Here is a 21286-nt window from a genome sequence, read left to right as displayed (position 1 = left end):
ACGTGACTACATGATCAACGCCCTAACGCCTGGGACTCCGCTTCTTCTTCCTCAATTTGCCCGCTGCGCAGTCTCGTGACTGAGCGAACGATTTCCGCAGCAAACTGCAGCGTCACCAACAGCGAGCCCAAGGGCATGGCAGACTGCGGAATGGCTAGATACGTTTTTGATAGCTGCATCGACTGCGTTCCCGAAACCACAGAGTCCCAAAAGAACGCCCAGGTTGTTGCGGTAATCACTGCAAAGACAGCAGCCCCTACGACAAACGCATAGAGGTCCAAGAGAATACGAGCCTTGCCTTTTACGAATTTGTGCAGAAACACCATGCGGATATGGCCTTTTTCTTTTAAGGTGTAGGCCAAACCGAGAAACGTAATCGCCACCATGAGATAAGCGGTATATTCTTCGGTAATATACAGCGTGCTGTTGAAAAGGGCGCGAACAACGATCTCTGCAATGACGAGAGCGACCCCGATGAGCATCATGATACCTGCTATTAGGCCAAAGGCACGGGACATTCGGTCAACGACACGGACAAATGGTTCCATCCTTCTCCCCCTTCCAAGTGATCCGTACGTAGTTTCGCCAATCGTTCGGTTGGTAGGCAACAAAGGCAACCGGCAAAACTGCTCTACCGCCGGTTGCCCTTTTGCTGCATTTTGTTACCTTCCGACCTCTTGATGAAACTTTTCAACAATCTCTTGTGCCTCAGCCGGTGCTTGCTTTAACCAATTCTCCCGGATATCTTTGGTCACTTCAGATAATTCTTTTAAAAACGCTTCATCAGGCTGGAGTGTTTTGATGCCATTTTCATTGGCGATGCCTTCTTGTTCCTGATCAAGCTTGGCAACCTTCTCCCACATCTCCGCTTCCATTTCTTTACCGGCTTGGATGATAGCCTCTTGTGTCTCTTTATCCAGTTTGTTGAATTGATCCAAATTAACAGTGACCAAGTTGGTCGCCATCGTCACATTGGCAGGTACGTAGTAATCCAATACTTCCCAGAACTTGGCGTCAACAGCAGTAGGTGTAGAAGTTAAAACCGAGTCAATGACGCCAGTGGCCAGCGATGAATATACCTCACTAAACGGCAGCGGATGCGGTGTACCGCCAGCCGCCTCTACTACGAGCGCGCCGTTTTCATCATACGTACGCATTTTGAGGCCTTCCATATCCTTCAATGAGTGAACTTCATTTTTGGTCCAGAAACCTGCTGGCGGCCAGGGCGCAATGTAGAGAATTTTTTGGTTCCATTTTTCTTCGGCCGCTTTATCAAAATAGGGACGGGCAATCTCGTTCAACTTCTTGCCTTCTTCAAAACTTTGCACAAGAAACGGCAGGGTAACTAACCCAAAGAGCGGTTCATCTCCCGCTACTCCACTGGTAAGCATATCGGATACAGGAACTAACCCATCACGAACGGCCTTCAGAAGCTCAGGCCCTTTGTAACTCAGTGCTCCGCCTGTCATCACGTCGAGCTCCACTTTCCCGCCGGTAGCTTCTTTCACCTTGGCGGCAAACTCGTGAAGACCCTGGCTGTGATGATTGTCTTCCGGCCAGACCGAGTTGACGATCCACTTGACCGGCTCAGCAGATTCCTTGCTGCTCTCGCTGCCCGTTTGGCTGCCAGCCGTTTGGTCAGCCTGGTTGCTTCCACCGCAGCCAGCAAGGGCAAAAGAAAAGGTTAGCAATGCTGCTGCAACAATCCATATTTTTCGCATCTACCTGTTTCCCCCTTTTTGTGATATCGCCCTACCCATATCGCAACTATCATGCCAACCTTCACAATTCGACAAATTGCTTGGCAAACCGGAATGTTTCGATTCTTTTTTCAGTAGATCCAAAACAAAAAATCGCCCAAAATGAGCGATTTCGCACATGATCAAAGTTTTCGCACAATCACGACTATTTCTGCGGAAAGTATTTGTCTACCCTGCGTTGACAGGCATACCGGCTCATTCCCAATAGCTTGGCCGCCTGCGAAATATTCCAGCGTGTCTGTTCCAACGCTTTCAAGATATAGGTCCTCTCTATCTGCTCCAGGATCTCTTCCAAATAGACGGCTTGCCCACTAAACCGCGCATCTACCTCGTCAGCAAGCTGGCCTGCGTTGCCAGCAGGCTCTTCAAGGGTCAGTGAATCGCTGATCGCCTTCTGATCCAATCGAATCAATTCTTTCGGCAAATCTTCTATCTGTACAAATCTCTCTTTTTGTAAAATGGCGATGCGCTCCATAATATTCTTCAGTTCGCGAATATTGCCCGGCCACGTATAGCGCAGCAGCGTATCCTTTACCGCGTCTGTGAGCTGCAATGGTTTTCTGCCCATCTGCTGACAATACTGCTTTAGAAAATAGTCAGCCAACAGCACAATATCTTTGCCTCTTTGGTGCAATGGCGGCAATGTAATCGGAACGACATTCAACCGATAGTACAGATCAGAGCGAAACGCTTTTTCCACTACCATTTGCTCCAGGTCCCGGTGGGTAGCCGCTATTACCCGCACATCGACCACGATGTCCCGAAAACCGCCCACACGCTTAAACTTTCTTTCTTCCAGAAAGCGGAGCAGTTTAACTTGCATCTCAGGCGCCAGTTCGCCAATCTCGTCCAGAAACAACGTGCCTCCGTCCGCCCATTCAAACAGCCCCTTTTTCGTCTGGTTGGCTCCTGTAAAGGCTCCTTTTTCATGGCCAAACAGTTCACTTTCGATCAGATTGGATGGCAGCGCGCCACAATTGATCGCCAGAAACGGACGGTCTTGTCTGTCACTTGCTTCATGGATGTATCGGGCGGCCAGCTCTTTTCCTGTCCCCGTCTCCCCCCGAATCAACACCGTCGTATCCTTTGCGACAGCCACCTGCTCCAATACGCGTATAAAGTCAAGCGTCGCCTTGCTCTCTCCAATAAAAGAGACCTCTTGATTCTTCTTGGCTTGCCGATACAATTCAACCTCTGATTCGAGATCCATCTGTTTAAACGTTTTTTCGACCAGCAACTGAACCTCTTCCAGCTCAAACGGCTTGTTAATATAATCAACCGCTCCCGATTTGATCGCCCGAACAGCGCTGCGGGTATCGCCATACGCCGTCATCATCACAACCGCGATATCAGGGTGAGACTCTCTGATCTTCTCCAGCAAGTCCAGCCCGTTCCCGTCTGGCAGACGAATATCAAGAAACATGATGTGCGGGAGAAAATCTTTGATGATCGCATTGGCTTGCTTGATATTTTCCGCCGTCTCTACCTGACATCCATGGTCTTCCAATCCTGCTTGCAGCGCTAATCGCAATGTCATCTCGTCATCTACGATCAGAATGCGCTTAACTCCCATCTCGGATCACTCCCTTCCCTGCACGGGGAAATATAGAGTAAAGACCGTACCTTTCCCCTGTTCGCTTTGTATCGTGATTTCACCGTTATTTTGCAAGACAAGCTGGTGAACCATCGTCAGCCCTAAGCCTGTACCCGTTGAAGTAGTGGTGTAAAATGGCTCGAAGATTTTCTCAAACTCCTCCTTGGCAATGCCTGTTCCCTCATCCTGTATGAAAAGCTCCCCGTTGAGACCGGATGAAAACGTAATCGCACCTCCAGCAGGCATCGCATTGATCGCATTTAAGCTTAAGTTGATGATGATTTGCTTAAAGTGGTCAGGATCTACCAGATAATGCAGCTCGCTGGAGATACGGTTGTGAAACCAAATGTTTTTCTCTTTGTTTTCCTTCTCAAGCAGCACCAGTGTCTGGTTCACGACGTCATGTACCGAGATCGTACGTGTCTGCGGGTCACGGGGGCGGGCCAGGTTCAACAGGTTGGTAATAATGCGGTTGACCCGGTCAATCTCACCGGTCACTCCTTGAAAAAGCGCCTGGTTTTTCTCATCCAGCTCTAATCTGGAGGCGAGTACTTGCGTCGTGGTTTTGATCCCGGCCAACGGGTTGCGAATCTCGTGGGCGATACCGGATGCCATCTGTCCCATCGAGGCCAGCCGCTCCATGCGCTCCATCCTTTTTTCCAGCAGCTTCTTTTCTTCCATGTTATCCAGCATTTCCTTGATCGCATGGGCAAGGACGCCAATCTCGTCATCGCGGGTTAAAGCAAGGTCTGTTTCTTCCGGCACCTCATCCTTGCCCAACCGCTGACAAAACGCCGCCAGGTTTTTCAGCGGACGAGAAAGATGATGAGAGAGAAAAATCGTACATTGCACCGCCACAATAGCAGCCACAATCATCACCAACAAGGTGTTCTTCTGGATATCAATCAGCGGTTCGGCAATATAGGAGAGGCGAAAGGGGATCACAATCGTCCATTCCCATGTGGGCAGATGATGGATCAATACCCACTCTTCTTGCAGCGACACGCTGCCTTGCTCTCTCTTATACGAGCCATTGCCTTTGGCCAAGTACGGCTCCCACCATGGGCTCCGTCCATCCTCTGCCAGATCTGCATCGTGAGTTGAGCCGGAATATTCCAACAATATGACGGATTCCGTATCGGACACCAAGTCTTTCGCCAGCTTTTTCGCATGCTCTGCCATTAATTCTCCTCGCAGAGACTGTCGCTCCAATACGTTTACGTAGCTGATCACCGTATTCAACTGGTTCTCCGCCTCTTGCAGGCGCTCATGTTTGTACGATTGAAAGCCAGTCCAGTAAGCTGCCGAGCCAACGGCCAAACAAGGGATCAGGACGACGATCAAAAAGGGAATCATGATTTTAATCTCGATGGTTCGTTTTTGTTTCATCCTACGATCTCCTTATCTGTGAGAAAAACAAGATTCCGGATACGATCACGGATGGAACAGCGGGATGCACGTATCTGCTCACATCCTCAGGTATGAGCAGGAAGCTGATCAGGTAGGTCGCCATTCCTCCGACAAATGATAAAATCGCTCCCTGACTATTCGCCTTTTTCCATAACAGCCCACCAAATAACGGAAAAAAGAAGGTGGAGGCGATAATCCCCCAGACCTGTCCACTAAATCCGACCAGATCGTTCAAGGGGGTAAGGGAGAGCAGGAGAGAACAGGTAGCCAGCAAGACAATCAGCCACCGCGTGTAGATTAACAATCTGCGATCGGAAAGCGCCGTCTTGCGAACCGATTGATACACATCATAGATCACACTGCTCGCAAGCAAGAGAAGCTGCGAATTCGCGGTAGAGATACTGGCGGCAACGATGCTGATCAAAATGATCCCTTTCAAGGGGGACGAGATAAACTCCGTCATCATATAGGGAAAAACCTCGTCATCGTTGGCGACACTTCCCGCGGGGACCAGTATCTTGCCACCCATTCCGACGATCGCCAAGGAGAGATAGACAACCGATAGCAACAGAATACTGATCGCGATCATGCGATAAGCGGTTCTTTTGTTGCGGGCAGACCAAATCCTGACCACATACTGCGGATTTGCCGCTAACCCCAGCCCCAGTGCAAAGAAGGAACTAATAAAAGCGGCAATCGACCACATCCCCTCCGGTAGCGGAGAAAATGGATCATGAGTTCCTTTTCCAAATGTCACATACTGCTGCCCCACCGCCGCATGCAGCCGACTGATGCCGCCCACCTCATCCAAGACGAGGAACGCAGCCACAATGGAACCAACCACAATCAGGATAAAATTTACCATATCTGTCCGGGCCACGGAATGCAGCCCGCCAAAGGTGGTGTAGATAATAAACAAAAAGACAAGAAAGATGCCGACAGTGTAAGGAACATCAAGAAGCTCCCCGATCACAATGCCGAACCCTTGGATTTGAATGACGATATACAAAATGTAGCTGAAAAGTAAGATCAGGCCGGATAATATCTGCAACGTGGTCGAACCGTAACGGATCCGAAAAAATTCCGGCACCGTCACAGCACCAAAATCATACAACTTGTCCACCACCAGCACCATCAAAGCAGCCCCGAGGAACCAGCAAACAGTGGTAAAGAGAATCTCGGAGTATCCATAAGAATAGACAAGCCCAGTAAAACCAAGCATGGAAGCTGCGCTAAACCAGGTTGCGCCAAAGGTAGAGACACTGCTCCATGTACCAAGACGCTGATTAGCTATAAAAAAATCCTTTAAGCTTTTGCTCCGATCAAATCCGTGTCGGCCAAAAATGAGGATCAGGATCGTGTACAATACAAAAAAACCTAGGTATAAAAGCGGATCATACATGGTCTTTCTTTCTCCTTTCCCGTGTGATGATGGCCGCCAACAGAGCCGGAAGGGATGCGGAGAGAAGAAGAGGGGCCCCCACGCCTATCCAGGTAAGCCAAGGCAATTCCAACAACATCGATGTTCACAACCTTTCCCAGGTTAACCAAACGGCTACAGACTTCACGAAATATTCGAACGACTCGCCTCTAAACAGCAAAGGGCCTGAACGTCAGGCCCAAATGATACTGATCGAGTCTATTACAGCTTGTGCCCTTTAGGTCCATATCCTGCTGAAGTCATGCTGTTTAACCTGTATACTTCCACAGGTAAGGGCTTTTTCCTCTAACCATGAAAAGATCAGAACTTGGAAACATGCTCTATGCAGACTCTATTCAGCATGGTATGGAGTTGAACTATTTCTTCACCATCAAATACATGAAATAAGGGGCACCGATCACGGAAACAATCACCCCGGCGGGAATACCGCCAGGTTCTAGCAGAACCCTACCAACGGTGTCGGCAGCCAGCAGCAAAATCGCCCCCATCAACGACGCACTTTTCCGGTGGGTTCAGTCCAAGCGCGTCGTACAGAATCTCCGTTCCCCTGGCACCGTGATTAAACAATCAGTATGCAAATGTTGAAATCTCTCGTTGTATCAGTTTTTTCGTATGTAGCTTGTAAACATAATAGATGTTGGTAGTCAAATCAACCAATCCTAAGGCCTGTTCCTCTATAATGGCATAGGTATGGGCACCTAAATCACAGTTCATCCGTGCTCCATCACTGTAAATGTATTCACAGGGTGTATGCCCGTGAATGACCGTTTTCCCCTCTGTCCGACGTAAAATCAACTCCTTCGGATAAGAGTAGAAGTCCTTTTCTGACATCCAAAGAATTTCACGATTCTGCTCCTACATGGAGACATAAGGCACAATGCCCGCATGTGTATAAACATATTGATGATCCTGGTGCAGCAACGGCAACGAAGCTGCCCATGCAACATGCTCCTGTAATTCATTTTCCTGTCTAAACGTCTTCTTTACCTTTGATAACGTATGTTTTCCAGCATGCCTTAACCACAAGTCTGACTTCCCCTGGAAATACCAACTCATCATTTCCTCATGATTGCCCATCAAGGCAACCACATTGGTCGGATGCTGTAAGGCAAGACGGCGTACCCCTTTGAGTACTAACCCGCTGTCATTGCCACGACTCACCATATCCCCGCCAATGACGAGTTGGTCTGACGAGGGTTGGAAATCAGCATGTTCTAACAGCTTCATCATTCCGTTGTATTCACCATGTATGTCTGTAATGAACAGTTTTCTCATCAGATCACCTGTTATGATTGATAATCAACCATTTTTGCCATTGATGAATGGATTCATCGTCGTGACTCTATCAAAAGGAGAACGTATTTATAATACCATGAAATTCCTTCCAATTTTAATTTTCCTCCCGCAACACAGACAACCTATCAAAAATGGGGATGTGTGCGGGACCCTGCTGCACAGCGACAAAAGGATTCCACACACATCCCACCATTGAACTGATTTAACACAATCTTTTTTTACATCCCGTCTACACTAGCTAACGTCGCGTTTACACTAGCTAAGCCCGGTACAATACCGGGCTCAGACTGTAGACACACTTACTGCGGCCTATTTACGACAAAATCAATCGAACCAAGACCATCCCACTTGGCGGAAACGACATCTCCCTCTGCCAGTTGGTGTGCTCCGGTGATTCCGCCGGTCAAAATCAGGTCGCCTTTCTTTAGCTTCCGTCCTTTGCGGGAGAGCATGTTTGCCAACATGGCAACCGAGTGGGCGGGATGACCCAGTACGGCTGCTCCTGCTCCCAGATCTTTCAGCTGACCATTGATCGACAAGGTCACGCCAAGCAGATCCAATTCTAGATCGCCCGGCTTCTTCAGATTGGGTCCGAGAAATACCCGCGAGGCTGACGTATTGTCGGCGATCACATCCGGCAGGGTAAACTGAAAGTTTTCATACCTGCTGTCGATGATCTCCAATGCCGGCAGGACGTACTCAGTAGCAGCCAATACTTGAGCGCCCGTGATGCCTGGCCCTTCGATATCCCTGCCCAGAACAAAGGCAATCTCTGCCTCCACCTTGGGATGAATCAATTGATCCAGATCAAGGACGCCGTCCTCAACGGCCATGTAATCAAAAATATATCCGTAGATCGGCTCGTGCACATTCATTTGTTTCATTTTCGCCCGGCTGGTAAATCCCATCTTGGCGGCTAACACCCGATGTCCCTGTTGTCGCTTGATTTCGACAAGCTCCTCTTGAATCCGGTAGCCATCCTCAACGGACAAATCAGGATGTTCAGCGGTCAGTCTGACCACTTCCTGCCTGTTTCTCTCCGCATCTACCAGCTTTTGCGCCAAGGGTCTGTACAACTGTTCCGAGAGCAAACCTGTTTCCCCCTATCTGGATCCTACACTGGTGTTCTTCTTCGCGATTTCCGCAGCTACATCCACGATCATATCTTCCTGGCCGCCTACTGCTTTTCGTCTCCCCAGTTCGATCAGAATATCGCGGGAATCGATGCCAAACTTTTTAGCCGCCCGCTCCGCATGCAACCGGAAGCTGGAGTAAACACCGGCGTATCCAAGCACGAGACTGTCTCTGGTAATCTCTTGGGGCACATGCAGAATAGGCGCCACGATCTCCTCAGCCAGATCCATCATTTTGTACAGATCGACACCAGTCTGGATACCCAGGCGATCCAGCACGGCAATCAACACCTCCGTCTGTGTGTTGCCTGCACCCGCTCCTAGGCAGCGAACACTGCCGTCAATGCGCGTCGCCCCTTCCTGGATCGCGACAAGTGTATTGGCCATGGCCAACGACAGGTTGTTGTGGGCATGGAAGCCGATCGGAATCTCAAGACTTTGCTTCAACGCCCTGATCCGCTCCGAGACCTGGTCCGGCAGCAGCGCTCCCGCAGAATCGACGACGTAGACCACATCGGCCCCGTAGCTTTCCATTAATTTTGCTTGTTCTACCAGTTTGTCCGGGGCCGCCATATGAGACATCATCAAAAATCCGACGGTTACCAGGCCAAGTTCTTTGGCCCGGGAGATGTGCTGTGCCGAGATATCGGCTTCCGTCACATGCGTGGCAATCCGTGCCATGCCTACGCCCAGTTTGGCCGCTTCGTTCAAATCCTTGATCGTACCAATGCCCGGCAGCAAGAGCACCCCGACGGCTGCTTGCTTGCACACGGAAACGGCCGCTTCGATCAGTTCCATCTCATTGGTCCTAGACAGTCCGTACTGTAGAGATGAGCCAGCCAGCCCGTCGCCATGCGAGACCTCGATGAACGGCACATTGGCCTCATCCAGCGCACGGGCGACATCGATTACCTGCTGTACCGTAAACTGATGGTTAATCGCGTGACTGCCGTCGCGCAGCGCCACTTCCGTGATCAAAATATCGCGTGCTTCACTCATTTTGGTCCCTCCTTTCCTCGATTGCTTAGGAGATCGCGCCGGTGCGCTGTTTAGCAAATTCCTCTGCCACTTTTACCGCTGTCGCTGTCATGATGTCCAGATTGCCCGAGTATGTGGGCAGGTAGTCACCGGCTCCTTCTACCTCCAGGAAGACGGTTACTTTATTGTCGTCAAAAATCGGCTCTGTGCGCAGGCGATACCCAGGTACATAGGACTGGATATAAGCAACCGTCTGCTCGATAGAGGCTGCAATCTCTTGCTGGTCCGCACCTTCTTCTACCAGAGCATACACCGTATCTCTCATCAGGATCGGCGGTTCCGCCGGGTTGAGGATGATGATCGCCTTCCCCTTTTTCGCCCCGCCGATCGCTTCGATGCCATGGGCCGTGGTTTCCGTGAATTCGTCAATATTGGCACGGGTGCCGGGACCGGCGCTTCTGCTGGAAATGGTGGCAACAATCTCGGCGTAGCTGACCGGAGAGACCCGGTTAATCGCATGCACGATCGGAATCGTAGCCTGGCCGCCGCAGGTTATCAGGTTGATGTTTTTTTCACTCATGTGCGCGCCTAGATTCACGGATGGTACCACATACGGTCCAATAGCTGCCGGAGTGAGATCGATGGCGATCTTGTCTGCTTCCCTGAGCGCCTTGGCGTGACGGACGTGCGCTTTGGCCGATGTTGCGTCAAAGACGATGTCGGCCAGTTGTGGACTGGTTTGCAAGAACTGCTTCAATCCTCCATCAAATACCTGGTATCCCGCTTCTTTCGCCCGGCGAAGTCCGTCTGATTCTGGGTCAATTCCGATCATCGCCGTCAATTCCAGTACATTGGATCGGCCCAGCTTGATCATCAAGTCGGTTCCGATATTGCCCGATCCAAGAATCGCTACCTTCACTTTGGACATCTGCTCTCCCCCCTTCAACAAGCTTATGTGGTAAATCGGACCCCTACTTCTCCAAGATGAGCGACGCGTGCCTGAAACGCGTCTCCGGGTTTGGCATCCACAGCTGCAGACAAGGCACCGGAGAGAATCACCTCACCCGCTCGCAACGGCATGTCGAATTCAGACAGTTTGTTGACCAACCATGCCACGCAGTTGGCGGGATGGCCCAATGCGGCAGCCCCTACGCCGGTATTCATCAACTCGCCGTTTTTGTACAGAGCCATGCCAGCCAGCGAGAGATCGATTTGATCGGGTTGCACAGGGCGTCCCCCCAACACGTAAAAGCCGGACGAGGCATTGTCCGCGATCGTGTCCTGCAGCTTGATTTGCCAATTGGCGATGCGGCTGTCCACAATCTCCAATGCAGGCAGGACGTAATCGGTCGCCATCAGGACATCGTGAGCGGTGACCTGTGGACCATGCAGATCGTGCTTCAACACGAAAGCAATCTCTGCTTCTACCTTTGGCTGCAGCACTTGTGTAAACGCGATCTCCCCGTTCTGTTCGACCACCATGCTGTCCAGCAGCTGACCATAATCCGGTTGATCCACACCAAGCAATGTCTGCATCGCACGTGAGGTAAGCCCGATTTTCTTTCCGACGATTCTGGCACCGGCGTTCACCTTTCGCTCCATCGTTTTCAATTGAACATGGTACGCTTCTTCCACGGTGAGCTGCGGGTCCAGGGAGGTGAGTGGCTCTACGCCTCTGCCGCTTCGTTCCGCCTCCGCCAAATGATCGCAAAATCTCGTGATTTTTGCCAAGTCCAATCAAGCTACCTCCCCTGAGTTGCTCATCGTTTCATCGTGATCGTCTTCGCTTCCGTATAGAATTCGAAGCTGTGCCGCCCGCCTTCCCGACCAATGCCGCTCTCCTTGGCCCCGCCAAATGGTGTCCTCAGATCACGCACGTACCAGCAGTTGATCCACAACAGACCGGACTGCACCTGATCCGCTACCCGGTGGGCACGCCTCAAATCGTTGGTCCATACCACTCCGGCCAATCCATAGATGGAATCGTTGGCGATGCGAATCGCCTCTTCTTCCGTTTTAAATGGGATGATCACAATCACCGGACCGAAGATTTCTTCTTGGGCTACTTTCATTTTGTTGTCCACATCGTACAGGACAGTGGGTTCGTAAAAGTTCCCATCTCCGAGACCGCTCACTCGTCTGCCGCCAAAGCCAAGCTTTGCACCCTCGGCAAGACCGGTCTGCACATACTCATCTACCGTATTCAGATGGCTGCGGGAGACCAGCGCACCCATATCCGTATCAGGATCTAGCGGGTTGCCCACCTTGATCTGTTTTACGGCTGCTATAAATTTATTGAGGAATTGATCGTAGACGCTTTCCTGTACCAGCAGCCGCGAACCGGCCAAACAGATCTCTCCCTGGTTGCGGAAAATCGCTTCAATCGATCCCTTTACCGCCTCATCCAGATCGGCATCTTCAAAGACGATATTGGCCGATTTTCCTCCTAATTCAAGCGAGACGGGGATCAACTGAGAAGCAGCCGCCTCCATCACGGTTTTGCCTGTCTTGGTCTCACCGACAAACGAAATCCGGCGTACATAAGGATGAGTGGTCATCGCCGTACCGACCGTTCCCCCTGGCCCAGTCACGATGTTCAGCACCCCGGGCGGCAGGCCGGCCTCGTTGGCGATCTCGCCGAGCATCACGGCGCTCAGCGGCGTATAAGAGGCTGGTTTTACCACGACCGTATTGCCGGCCGCCAGTGCCGCTGACGCTTTCCAGGTCATCTGCATAAACGGCAGATTCCACGGGATGATCAGGCTGGTGACACCGGCAGGAGCATATTTGGCATACGACATGAAGTTGTGCATGTGGTAATGTTCGTGCACCAGATATTTAGCCATTTCCGCGAAGAAACGCAGGTTGGCAGCAGCCCGCGGAATGTCGAAGCCCTGGCTTTCCTTGATCGGTTTGCCTACATCCAAGGTCTCCACAACAGCCAATTCCTCTACTCGTTCCATGACCAGGTCGGACATTCTGCAGAGGATGCGCGCTCGTTCCTCAACGGGCATGTTGCTCCAGACGCCGCTTGCAAAGGTGCGTTGGGCCACTTCAATCGCCCGGTTGACATCCTGTTCGCCCGCCTTTGCTACCGAGGCCAGCTTGCGATTGGTAGCAGGGTCGATCGTGTCAAATGTCTCGCCGGAGCTGGCATCCACATATGCTCCATCAATAAAGAGCTTGGCGTCTTTTACTTTTTTCAGGTATTCCTGTGTAGTCTGACTCATGGGAATCCTCCTACTCCTCAATTTCCAGGATCATCTCTACTTCAACCGCGTTATTGTGCGGAAGTTGAGCCATGCCTACTGCTGAACGTCCGTGCTTTCCTTTATCACCAAAAATCTCGACCAATAGGTCGGACGCTCCGTTCATGACCTTGGGCTGATCCGTAAAATCGGGGTCGCTGTTGACAAACCCAAGCAGCTTGACGATCCGTTTCACCTTGCTTAGTTCCCCAATCTCTTGTTTGACTACGGCCAACAGATTGAGCATGCACTGTCTGGCGGCCTGATAGCCCACATCGATCGTTACATCCTGGCCCAGCTTGCCGCGATACTGATCTGTGCCTTGACCGGCCATAAAGAGCAGGTTCCCGACGCGCACGCAGCCGACATAATTGCCGGCCGCCTGCCGCGGCGCAGGCAGTGTGAAGCCGAGTTCCTGCAGTCGCTGTTCTGGTGTCGCTGTAGGGTTGGTCATCGTCATCGCACCTTCATCTCGCTCATATTCAGAAAGCGGAGTGCATTTTCTCCCAGCATCGCCCGCTTTTGTTCTTCCGTTAATTCCAACGCCTGATCGATCACCTCGCCAGGAGGAATCTCCCGCAGCAGGAAGGGATAGTCTGATCCCATCATGATCCGATCATCGCCGAAGCGATTCACCATGTACTGGATGTTGAGCGGGTCGTAGTTCAGCGAATCAAAGTAGAAATTCTTGGCATAATGACTAGGTGGTTGTTCAATCATCCGCAGATGCGGCCACACTTTCCAACCTTGATCCAGACGCGGCAGGATATATGGGAACGATCCCCCGCCATGGGCAAAACAAATCTTCAAGCGCGGGTATTTCTCAATCACGCCGCCCAGGATCAGACTAGCTGCGGCTAGCGCTGTTTCGCTTGGCATCCCCACGGTATACATCAGGTTGTGGCGAGGCATCCGCTCTCTGCCCAAGGTCTCCCACGGGTGAACAAACAGCGGCACGTCCCACTCCTGACACATCTCAAAAAACGGCATCAAAGCGGCATCATCCAGGTTGCTGCCGTTTACGTTGGTGCCGATCTCGATCCCTTTCAGGCCCAGTTCGTGGATGCAGCGATCCATCTCCCGAATCGCCGTCTCCGTATGCTGCAAGGGAACTGTGCCCAGTCCGATAAAACGGTTCGGATGTTGTTTGACGGTTTCGGCGATGAAATCATTCTGGATGCGGGCCATCACTTCCGCTTCCTCTGCCGACGCCCAATAGGAGAAGGTGACGGGAATCGGGGAGAGCACCTGCATGTCCACCTTTTCCCGCTCCATGTCCTGGATCCGCTTCATCGGGTCCCACACCTGATCTGTTACTTCACGGAACACTTTTCCGCCGACCATGATGTTGGCACCGCATGCACATGTCCGATGCAGGACCGGCCAGCGATCTCCCTGGAAGCGCTCCGCCATGTTGGGCAAATCCTCCGGGATGATATGGGTGTGGAAATCTACTCGCATTTCCACTCACTCGCTTCCGGCGGCATGACGTGTCCGCAGTTCTTGCACGTGCGCAGCTCCAGGCTCCCGTTAAACGCTTGGATCGCTTCTTTTACCTGCACTTCAATATTGGTCAATTGGATCGTCGCACGGTGCATCTCATGGTCGCAGTTGTCGCAGAACCAGGCGAAATCCTCCAGCTCGCCCTGTTTTCGGTTGCGCTCAATCACGAGACCAATCGTATCGGCTACCCGGTGGGGCGAGTGCGGCACATTGGCCGGCAGCAAGAACATTTCCCCTTCCCGCACCGTGACCACTTCCCGCTTGCCCTGTTCATTGATAATCTCGACGTAGCAGTCCCCTTTGAGTTGATAGAACACTTCCTCAGACGGATCGATGTGGAAGTCGCGCCGCTTGTTCGGCCCGCCCAACAGCATCACCATCAATTCGGCATCTTTCCAAATCATCTTGTTATTGACCGGAGGCTTGAGCTGATCTTTGTGCTCCTCGATAAACTTCCACAGATTGATCGGTGGTACCATTGCCATTCCCATCACTCCCGTATAGTTTTTTCCTTCCGCCTCTTTGCTGCCGTCTCCCCGCCAATCGCCCAGTGTGTCAAGGGAAGTTCATACAGGAGGACCCTGACACGCTCAGGCGATACCTCCAGCGTTTCCGAGACGGTTTTCGCTACGTTTTCCATCAACCGCTCCTTTACTTCCTGATCCCTTCCCTCGAGGAGCTTCAGTTCAACGATTGGCATGGGTCACGCCGTCAGGAGTCTTCAACGCTTTTTGCATGAGGACTACTTCCTGGGCCAGATTGGCGATGCGGCTCAACACTTCTTCGTCAACGATCTCGTTCTGCTGATTAAAATGATCGGTGTGGGCGTACACAAAACCAGGTGCCACATAGGCACGGAAATAGCCGGCGATCGGCTTCAACTGGTTTTCAACCACCAGATAGTGCTGATAGGTCCCGCCGTTGGCTACAAAGCCCATCACCTTGTTGCGGAGAGCTTGCGGGTGAATGTGATCAAACAAGTTCTTCAAAGCGCCTGTCATCGAGCCTTGGAAAATCGGTGTTCCAATGATATAGCAATCAGCCGAAGAGACGATGTCGATCACCTTTTTCGTATCGTCCGGGTAAGTGGACGGATCGCGTCCGTCTACCAGTGACATCTGATAATCGCGCAAGTCAAGCAGCTCTACTTCCATGTCGGGAGCTAGCTTCTTTGCTTCATCAAGGACTTTCTGCACGATGATGCTGGTTTTGGCTCCGATCATCGTGCCGGCGATCCCTAGCAGTTTCACACGGATTCCCTCCTTTTGGTTGACCACCCCAACAGGGTGAAGGATTGCTGTATGTCGCCCATGGAGAGCAAGTGACGGATTCTCGTTGATGAGATTGGATTTCCATCAGAACAGCAGACCGGCTTCGTCACACGCACCTTGAAATGCCGCGCAAGCACATGAACGTCGCCTTCGCGATCTCGTCCAAACCGGAAATCCTCCCCCACCGAGATTTCCAAGGGATTCATGCTCCCCAACTCATCGATAAAATCGTCGGCACGTCGCATCGTAAAACGATGGTCGAAACGGGTAATCACCACATAATCAGGCTCCAGTCTCGCTAATAGTTCCAGCTTTTTTTCCACTGTGGTCAAAATGCGAGCTGACTGGAAATAGTGGCGAGGAGGAGGATCAAACGTATAGACAACGCTTGGCACACCCAGCATCTTGCTGTGCTTCACTGCTTGGCGAATCACCGCCTGGTGCCCCCGATGCACCCCATCGAAAGCGCCGATAGCGATCACCGAGCGGGACAAGTCCGGCGTTTCGTCTACGTATACCTTCATCCCCTCCACCTCCTGACAGGACCTGCCGCCGCTTACTTATGCAGCAGTGACTTGGCCTGATTTTCCTCTTTTCCCTGATACACACTGAGTGCGTCGTCTACCAGTGAAAACGCATGGATGCGCTTGTAATTGTTGTAGAAAATCGCCCGCTTGCGGATCGGGTCGCCTGTATAATACCGCTCGTATTGCAGCAGGCGCTGCCCGAACGCTTCCCCGCACAGATCCCAGGCCAGCTTGAACAATCGCACCCGCTCTTTGCCGGAAATGCCATCCCGGCCAACGTAGTACTTCTCCATCTCTTCGCCCAACACCGGATGTTCCAGATCGGCATCGGTCGGAGACATGAGCAGCCCGCCCGCTCCGATGATCTGCATCACTTCGATCGCCCGCGGATACATCTTGGGCAGCAACCCGCGAATCGTCTCCAGCGGCACATACCCTGGCATCAGTTCCCCTGACGGCAGGATGTCGTACTCTTGCTCAGCGGTCCGCAACAATGCCCTGATCGATTCCAGTGATTGGATCAGTTCTCCCAAATCATTTTGTACATTGAGATAGACATCCACCCCGATAGAGTCAGCCAGACGGACCGCTACTTCTGTGGCGAATTGCAGCTTGATCAGCCCTCTTACGCCAGTCTGATGGGCCGGTTGTTGGCCAATGCCCGTTTTGGGATACAACAGGTTGGCCGCTTCCACGTTGTTGTACAAGAATACGCGGTCCCATGGAACCAAAACGTCGTTGAAGACGAGGACGGCATCCATCTCCTCGAACCGCGATGCCAACGGATGGTCATACACCGAACGGATGCCATCCTGCATTGGCTCACGGCAAATGATCCGCAGTCCCGGCGTGTCAATCGGCAGCGCAAACGCGAGAGCATACCGCTCGTCCCCCGGTTTAAACCCTGGGAAGGAGTAGATGATCACTTCATCCGTGATCGGGGCGAGGGTTGCCAGCATTTTTGCCCCTCTCACCACCAAACCTTCCGGAGTCTCTTTGACCGCGCCCAGATGGGTAAACATATCCTGCTGTTCATGCGAGGATTTGCTGCGGTCATTTTGCGGATTGATAATCGCGTGGGTCAAAAACAGGTCATTGTCGCGAATATACTTGAAGTAGTTCTTCACATTTTCCGCCCATTGCGGATCGTATTTTTCCAGGAAAGAAGCGTTGCAGTACAGTGAAGTGAGCACAATATTGAGGAAGTCAGGTGTTCTGCCCATCAGTCCAAATGTGGCTTTGGCATAGGCTTCGTACAGCGCCCTGCGTGCCTGCAAATCCTCTGGGCTTTTCACGACCAGGAAGGCGTTGTTTACTCTTTCGCCCGTCTCTTCACAGATGTGCGTGATCTGCTCCTGATACTCTGGATCGTGCTGCATATCGTACAGCTTGGCTATCTCACGGATTGGCTGTTGGAACACAGCCTCGTCGCACACACTTGTCACCTTTCGCCCTTGCAGCCATATCTCTGGCTGCCGGGATTTCAAAGCATTGATGTACTGGTCGCCTGTGCGGATTCCCATAGCGATCCCTCCCTGTGTCCTTGGATTGAAGTGTTTTATCGGTCATCTGATTGCATTATAATATCCAACAATTTTGAAAATTGTAGCCCGCTTAACGTTTTCAGCTGATTTTTCGAATCGGCATTGTTGTGAAAAGCTGGGAGGGGAAAAGACATCCTTGCGGTCCTTTTTCTTGGACGAGCGAAGTGGGGGCTCAAAGAGAAAAACAGGTGAGCTCCCGCTCGTGGCAGTGCCTGCGGGGAAGCTGGGATGGCCGTCTCCGCTCCAACAAAGCGGTACAGCGGCCAAAAGCCCTCAAGGGGCGGGGGGATTTCAGGGAGCGGTTGGCCGCCAAGCGTGTACCGCTTTGTTTCCGCTCCGACTCTGTGGGCACTGCCAAGGCTTTCGCACACCTGTTTTTCTCATTGCGCTTCGAGACAGTTGCTTGCGCACGCAACATTTCTTTGCGTACGTCCGAAATCTTCTTCTCAAATCCAGACACAAGGCGATTGTTCTTCTCACGCTTTGCTGCAAAACAGTCCAATGCGGGTGTTTATCGATTCGCATCGTAAGGCTATTGGCGCTGCCGAAGCCTTCGTTGCCAGACAAAAAACAAGCTGGCTGGAAACGTTCTTCCAACCAGCCTGCTCCAGACCCGCTCCGGATATGAACTAGCTCAGCTAGGACAATCCCAACATCCGGGGAATCAACAAAACAGCATCTTCCCAATAGGTGATGACAAAGAGAACCAAAATGGCCATCAGCAAGAATGGCATTGTCGCCTTGACCAACTGTTCAAATCGCACCTGGGCAATCGAGGACACGATAAACAGTCCGGTGCCAACGGGCGGTGTCAAGAGGCCAATCGTCAGGTTGATGCACATAATCACACCGAAATGAATCGGATCGATCTGAAAGGCGGTGACCAGTGGCATCAACACCGGTACCAGGATGATCAACGCAGCAATTCCATCCAACACCATGCCAAGAAGCAGCAGCAACAGATTGACCAGCAGCAGGAAGACAAAAGGATTGTCGGATATGGACAGCATCGCATTGGCGATCATTTGCGGAATTTGTTCGAAGGCAATCATCCAGCCAAAAATGTTGGCCATCGCGATCAGAAATGTTACGGTCGCCGTACTGATTACAGTGTTGACCAGAATCTGCGGCATTTTTTTCACGTGTAGTTCCTTATACAGGAAAGCTCCTACCAGGAACGCGACGACACAGGCGATCGCTGCTGATTCGGTCGCGGTAAATGCTCCGCTCAAGATCCCGAAAATAATGATAAATGGGACGAGCAGCGCGGGCAAGACATGCACCGTACTCCTTAGCATTTCTTTTCCTGTGGCACGTTGGCTTTTCGGGAAATTCTGCTTATAGCCGACATAAGCGATCAGCGACAGGAAACCGATCCCATAGATGATGCCGGGAATGATGCCGGCCATGAACAATCCGCCGATCGATGTGCCGGATAGTGTCCCGTAGATGATAAAAATCATGCTAGGGGGAATGATCGGAGCTACGATCGACGAGGCAAGGGTTAAAGCAGATGAATACTCCCTTTTGTAGCCTTCCTTTTCCATCTCAGGAACCATCACCTTGCTCATCATCGCAGCCTGCGCATTGGCCGAGCCTAAGATCGAGGCGAGAAACATGTTGGACACAATCGTGACATAGGCCAACCCTCCGCGTACATGTCCAACAAACACTTTGGCGAATTGGACCAGTCGGGTGGTGATGCCGCCGCCGTTCATCAACTCCCCGGCCAGCATGAACAGCGGAATCGCCAGCAAGCCGAAATTCTCCAATCCGGAAAACAAGCGCATCGGCGTAGAGGAGAGCAGCGCCGTGTTGCCAACGAGCAAGAAGTAGACGAGGGTGATCATGCCCAGAACCAGCGAGATCGGGATGCCCATCAACAAAAAAAGAAAAAAGCAGATTACGACCAACGAGGTCACTGGACGTCCTCCTCTCGAAACAGATCAACCAGATTGGACAAGAGATGGATCCCGGCAAACGTCAAGCCGATCGGAACAGCGCTGAACGGAATCCACATCGGCAGCAGGATGGCGCTCGATCGTTGAAAAGCAACGCCTGGCGAGAGCACCCACGTATAGCTGTAGTAAAGCAGCAAAATCAAAAACAGCAGCATCAACAGATGGGCAATGATGGCGATGATACGCTTTGCCCTCGCCGACACATAGTCGATGATGATGGTAACAGCGGCCTGGGACTTGTATTTCAGTCCCAGGCTGCCGCCGATAAAGCTAACCCAGATCAACAAGAACACGGATACTTCCCCCGCCCATGACAACGGAGCATTCAGCACGTAGCGAAACAGAACGGCCAGCGCAACAATGACAGCCATCGCAAACATGAGCACAATGGCAAGATATTTTTCTATCGTAGAAATGTGGTTGCTCAATGCTTTCATCCGTTTCTCCCCTTAGCTGTCTATTTGCGGAATGTGTCAATAAACTCTTGAATCAGGGGGTCAGTCGGCCCGTATTTCTCATCAAATGATTTCATATGGGGAGCAAACAAGGCTGGATCGATCTCATAGATCGTCATCCCTTTGTCACTCAGTTCTTTTTTAAACTCTTCTTCCTGCCCTGCTCGCGTCGTCGCCGAATAGTTGGCCGCAGCGGCGATCGCTTCCCGGATAATCTGCTGATCCTCCTCGGGCATCTTGTCGAAGGTGGACTTGTTTACGATCGAGACAGCAGGCCACACCATGTGATTCGTCACTGCCCCGTATTTGACCACTTCGTAGTATTTGTTCGTAATGGTGGCGTCAAGGTCCATATCCATCCCATCGATCACGCCCATCTGCACCGCTGAATACACCTCTGGAAGCGGAATGCCTTCCGTGGAGGCACCTGTCGACTGATAGAAATCTGTCAGGGGAGGGCTTGGCGTCACCCGCAGCTTCAGTCCAGCCATGTCCTCCGGCTTGGTGACATGCTTGTCTTTAAACAGCATCACACGCTGACCCGCAAACAAGTAGTCGAGGCCGACCAATCCCTGTTCGTCCAACGTACCAAGTATTTTTTTGGCAATCTCCGTATCGCGCGCTTCATTTGCCGCCTGCAGATCTTTAAAAGCATACGGTGTAAACCAAGCGGCAAATGAGGGAGAGCGTGAACTCAAATACGCCGCCGTGATAAAACCGAAATCGACAGAACCAGAAGCGATCTGTTGGACCATGTCAGCTTCCGTACCCAATTGACCAGAAGGATAGATCTCCAGCTTCATCCGGCCATCGGAACGCTTGTCCAGCTCTTCTTTAAACTGTTCGGCTGCCAAATGCCACATGTGCTTGGCGGTGTAATGTGCGCCAACTTGAAGGTATAGGTCGGCTTGGAATCTCCGCCTGATGCGGCCGGCTGTGATGCCGTAGGCTGACTGGAAGTCCCACCGCTGCTACAAGCTGTTGTCATCAGAATCGCCAGCGAAGCGGACAACAGAGAAACGCCCCATTTTTTAAACTTGTTCATCTGACTACCCCTCCATTTTCTACATGTCGTAACCGGTCCACAAAAACTGTCGTAACCGATCGCGCAAAACGAATGCAGCATCCAGTGCCTGTTCCCGCTCTGTCAGTATTGAATTTTTGG

Annotated in this window: 22 protein-coding genes and 1 pseudogene; all 23 read right to left on the bottom strand. The window is 51.7% G+C overall.

What is annotated here, in order from left to right; translation table 11 throughout:
• Positions 1-14: 14 nt before the first annotated feature.
• Positions 15-548, bottom strand: a complete 534-nt coding sequence (locus LOK74_RS00650; RefSeq protein WP_230044611.1) for a TRAP transporter small permease subunit — start codon at positions 546-548, stop codon at positions 15-17.
• 114 nt (positions 549-662) lie between these two features.
• Positions 663-1721: a TRAP transporter substrate-binding protein gene (locus tag LOK74_RS00645; RefSeq protein ID WP_230044610.1), complete on the bottom strand. Its 1059-nt coding sequence runs from the start codon at positions 1719-1721 to the stop codon at positions 663-665.
• A 184-nt stretch (positions 1722-1905) separates the two neighbouring features.
• The gene (locus LOK74_RS00640) at positions 1906-3333 is read right to left on the bottom strand and encodes a sigma-54-dependent transcriptional regulator (protein ID WP_230044609.1); all 1428 of its coding nucleotides are present in this window, start codon (positions 3331-3333) and stop codon (positions 1906-1908) included.
• Positions 3334-3339: 6 nt separating this feature from the next.
• Complete coding sequence (locus tag LOK74_RS00635; protein WP_230044608.1) at positions 3340-4743, bottom strand: ATP-binding protein; 1404 nt, start codon at positions 4741-4743, stop codon at positions 3340-3342.
• 1 nt (position 4744) lies between these two features.
• On the bottom strand, positions 4745-6166 hold the full coding sequence (locus tag LOK74_RS00630) for a sodium:solute symporter family protein (protein WP_230044607.1): 1422 nt from the start codon (positions 6164-6166) through the stop codon (positions 4745-4747).
• Between the two features lie 395 nt (positions 6167-6561).
• Positions 6562-6702: pseudogene (locus LOK74_RS00625) on the bottom strand (iron chelate uptake ABC transporter family permease subunit); the annotation flags it as partial.
• A 358-nt stretch (positions 6703-7060) separates the two neighbouring features.
• Complete coding sequence (locus tag LOK74_RS00620; protein ID WP_230044606.1) at positions 7061-7480, bottom strand: metallophosphoesterase; 420 nt, start codon at positions 7478-7480, stop codon at positions 7061-7063.
• Between the two features lie 320 nt (positions 7481-7800).
• On the bottom strand, positions 7801-8592 hold the full coding sequence (locus LOK74_RS00615) for a 2-keto-4-pentenoate hydratase (protein WP_230044605.1): 792 nt from the start codon (positions 8590-8592) through the stop codon (positions 7801-7803).
• Positions 8593-8604: 12 nt separating this feature from the next.
• Positions 8605-9633: a 4-hydroxy-2-oxovalerate aldolase gene (dmpG, locus tag LOK74_RS00610; RefSeq protein ID WP_230044604.1), complete on the bottom strand. Its 1029-nt coding sequence runs from the start codon at positions 9631-9633 to the stop codon at positions 8605-8607.
• A 25-nt stretch (positions 9634-9658) separates the two neighbouring features.
• Positions 9659-10540 (bottom strand): acetaldehyde dehydrogenase (acetylating), encoded by an 882-nt coding sequence (locus LOK74_RS00605; protein WP_230044603.1) that lies wholly within the window; start codon positions 10538-10540, stop codon positions 9659-9661.
• A gap of 23 nt (positions 10541-10563) precedes the next feature.
• A complete protein-coding gene (locus LOK74_RS00600) occupies positions 10564-11349 on the bottom strand; it encodes a 2-keto-4-pentenoate hydratase (RefSeq protein WP_230044602.1) in 786 nt (261 codons plus the stop codon).
• A gap of 23 nt (positions 11350-11372) precedes the next feature.
• Entirely contained in the window at positions 11373-12842 is a 1470-nt protein-coding gene (locus LOK74_RS00595; RefSeq protein WP_230044601.1) for an aldehyde dehydrogenase, read from the bottom strand.
• A 10-nt stretch (positions 12843-12852) separates the two neighbouring features.
• Positions 12853-13314, bottom strand: coding sequence for a RidA family protein (locus LOK74_RS00590; protein ID WP_230044600.1), 462 nt, complete (start codon positions 13312-13314; stop codon positions 12853-12855).
• Positions 13315-13316: 2 nt separating this feature from the next.
• Positions 13317-14327: an amidohydrolase family protein gene (locus tag LOK74_RS00585; RefSeq protein WP_230044599.1), complete on the bottom strand. Its 1011-nt coding sequence runs from the start codon at positions 14325-14327 to the stop codon at positions 13317-13319.
• Positions 14312-14848, bottom strand: a complete 537-nt coding sequence (locus tag LOK74_RS00580; RefSeq protein ID WP_230044598.1) for a 3-hydroxyanthranilate 3,4-dioxygenase — start codon at positions 14846-14848, stop codon at positions 14312-14314. The genes LOK74_RS00585 and LOK74_RS00580 overlap by 16 nt, the downstream gene beginning before the upstream one ends.
• Before the next feature lie 5 nt (positions 14849-14853).
• Positions 14854-15003, bottom strand: coding sequence for a tautomerase family protein (locus tag LOK74_RS00575; RefSeq protein WP_230044597.1), 150 nt, complete (start codon positions 15001-15003; stop codon positions 14854-14856).
• A 46-nt stretch (positions 15004-15049) separates the two neighbouring features.
• Positions 15050-15613 (bottom strand): NADPH-dependent FMN reductase, encoded by a 564-nt coding sequence (locus LOK74_RS00570; RefSeq protein WP_230044596.1) that lies wholly within the window; start codon positions 15611-15613, stop codon positions 15050-15052.
• Positions 15610-16158: an FAD synthetase gene (locus LOK74_RS00565; protein ID WP_230044595.1), complete on the bottom strand. Its 549-nt coding sequence runs from the start codon at positions 16156-16158 to the stop codon at positions 15610-15612. The genes LOK74_RS00570 and LOK74_RS00565 overlap by 4 nt, the downstream gene beginning before the upstream one ends.
• 32 nt (positions 16159-16190) lie before the next feature.
• Complete coding sequence (locus LOK74_RS00560) at positions 16191-17684, bottom strand: 4-hydroxyphenylacetate 3-hydroxylase family protein (RefSeq protein WP_230044594.1); 1494 nt, start codon at positions 17682-17684, stop codon at positions 16191-16193.
• 659 nt (positions 17685-18343) lie between these two features.
• Positions 18344-19627, bottom strand: coding sequence for a TRAP transporter large permease (locus LOK74_RS00555; protein ID WP_230044593.1), 1284 nt, complete (start codon positions 19625-19627; stop codon positions 18344-18346).
• Positions 19624-20103, bottom strand: a complete 480-nt coding sequence (locus LOK74_RS00550; protein ID WP_230044592.1) for a TRAP transporter small permease — start codon at positions 20101-20103, stop codon at positions 19624-19626. The genes LOK74_RS00555 and LOK74_RS00550 overlap by 4 nt, the downstream gene beginning before the upstream one ends.
• A gap of 20 nt (positions 20104-20123) precedes the next feature.
• A complete protein-coding gene (locus tag LOK74_RS00545) occupies positions 20124-20975 on the bottom strand; it encodes a TRAP transporter substrate-binding protein (protein ID WP_230044591.1) in 852 nt (283 codons plus the stop codon).
• Positions 20921-21166, bottom strand: a complete 246-nt coding sequence (locus LOK74_RS00540) for a hypothetical protein (RefSeq protein WP_230044590.1) — start codon at positions 21164-21166, stop codon at positions 20921-20923. The genes LOK74_RS00545 and LOK74_RS00540 overlap by 55 nt, the downstream gene beginning before the upstream one ends.
• Positions 21167-21286: the final 120 nt, after the last annotated feature.

Source organism: Brevibacillus humidisoli (genome assembly GCF_020923435.1).
GTDB classification, from domain to species: domain Bacteria; phylum Bacillota; class Bacilli; order Brevibacillales; family Brevibacillaceae; genus Brevibacillus_E; species Brevibacillus_E humidisoli.
This window is presented reverse-complemented; position numbering and strand designations above follow the sequence as displayed.

Bases quoted from the DNA above. Each gene is read 5' to 3' on its own strand.
- LOK74_RS00550 (WP_230044592.1), bottom strand. From the start codon at position 20,103: ATGAAAGCATTGAGCAACCACATTTCTACGATAGAAAAATATCTTGCC.
- LOK74_RS00590 (WP_230044600.1), bottom strand. From the start codon at position 13,314: ATGACCAACCCTACAGCGACACCAGAACAGCGACTGCAGGAACTCGGC.
- dmpG (WP_230044604.1), bottom strand. From the start codon at position 9,633: ATGAGTGAAGCACGCGATATTTTGATCACGGAAGTGGCGCTGCGCGAC.
- LOK74_RS00580 (WP_230044598.1), bottom strand. From the start codon at position 14,848: ATGGCAATGGTACCACCGATCAATCTGTGGAAGTTTATCGAGGAGCAC.
- LOK74_RS00630 (WP_230044607.1), bottom strand. From the start codon at position 6,166: ATGTATGATCCGCTTTTATACCTAGGTTTTTTTGTATTGTACACGATC.
- LOK74_RS00640 (WP_230044609.1), bottom strand. From the start codon at position 3,333: ATGGGAGTTAAGCGCATTCTGATCGTAGATGACGAGATGACATTGCGA.
- LOK74_RS00565 (WP_230044595.1), bottom strand. From the start codon at position 16,158: ATGAAGGTATACGTAGACGAAACGCCGGACTTGTCCCGCTCGGTGATC.
- LOK74_RS00560 (WP_230044594.1), bottom strand. From the start codon at position 17,684: ATGGGAATCCGCACAGGCGACCAGTACATCAATGCTTTGAAATCCCGG.
- LOK74_RS00540 (WP_230044590.1), bottom strand. From the start codon at position 21,166: ATGAACAAGTTTAAAAAATGGGGCGTTTCTCTGTTGTCCGCTTCGCTG.
- LOK74_RS00650 (WP_230044611.1), bottom strand. From the start codon at position 548: ATGGAACCATTTGTCCGTGTCGTTGACCGAATGTCCCGTGCCTTTGGC.
- LOK74_RS00575 (WP_230044597.1), bottom strand. From the start codon at position 15,003: ATGGAAAACGTAGCGAAAACCGTCTCGGAAACGCTGGAGGTATCGCCT.
- LOK74_RS00635 (WP_230044608.1), bottom strand. From the start codon at position 4,743: ATGAAACAAAAACGAACCATCGAGATTAAAATCATGATTCCCTTTTTG.
- LOK74_RS00620 (WP_230044606.1), bottom strand. From the start codon at position 7,480: ATGAGAAAACTGTTCATTACAGACATACATGGTGAATACAACGGAATG.
- LOK74_RS00645 (WP_230044610.1), bottom strand. From the start codon at position 1,721: ATGCGAAAAATATGGATTGTTGCAGCAGCATTGCTAACCTTTTCTTTT.
- LOK74_RS00595 (WP_230044601.1), bottom strand. From the start codon at position 12,842: ATGAGTCAGACTACACAGGAATACCTGAAAAAAGTAAAAGACGCCAAG.
- LOK74_RS00605 (WP_230044603.1), bottom strand. From the start codon at position 10,540: ATGTCCAAAGTGAAGGTAGCGATTCTTGGATCGGGCAATATCGGAACC.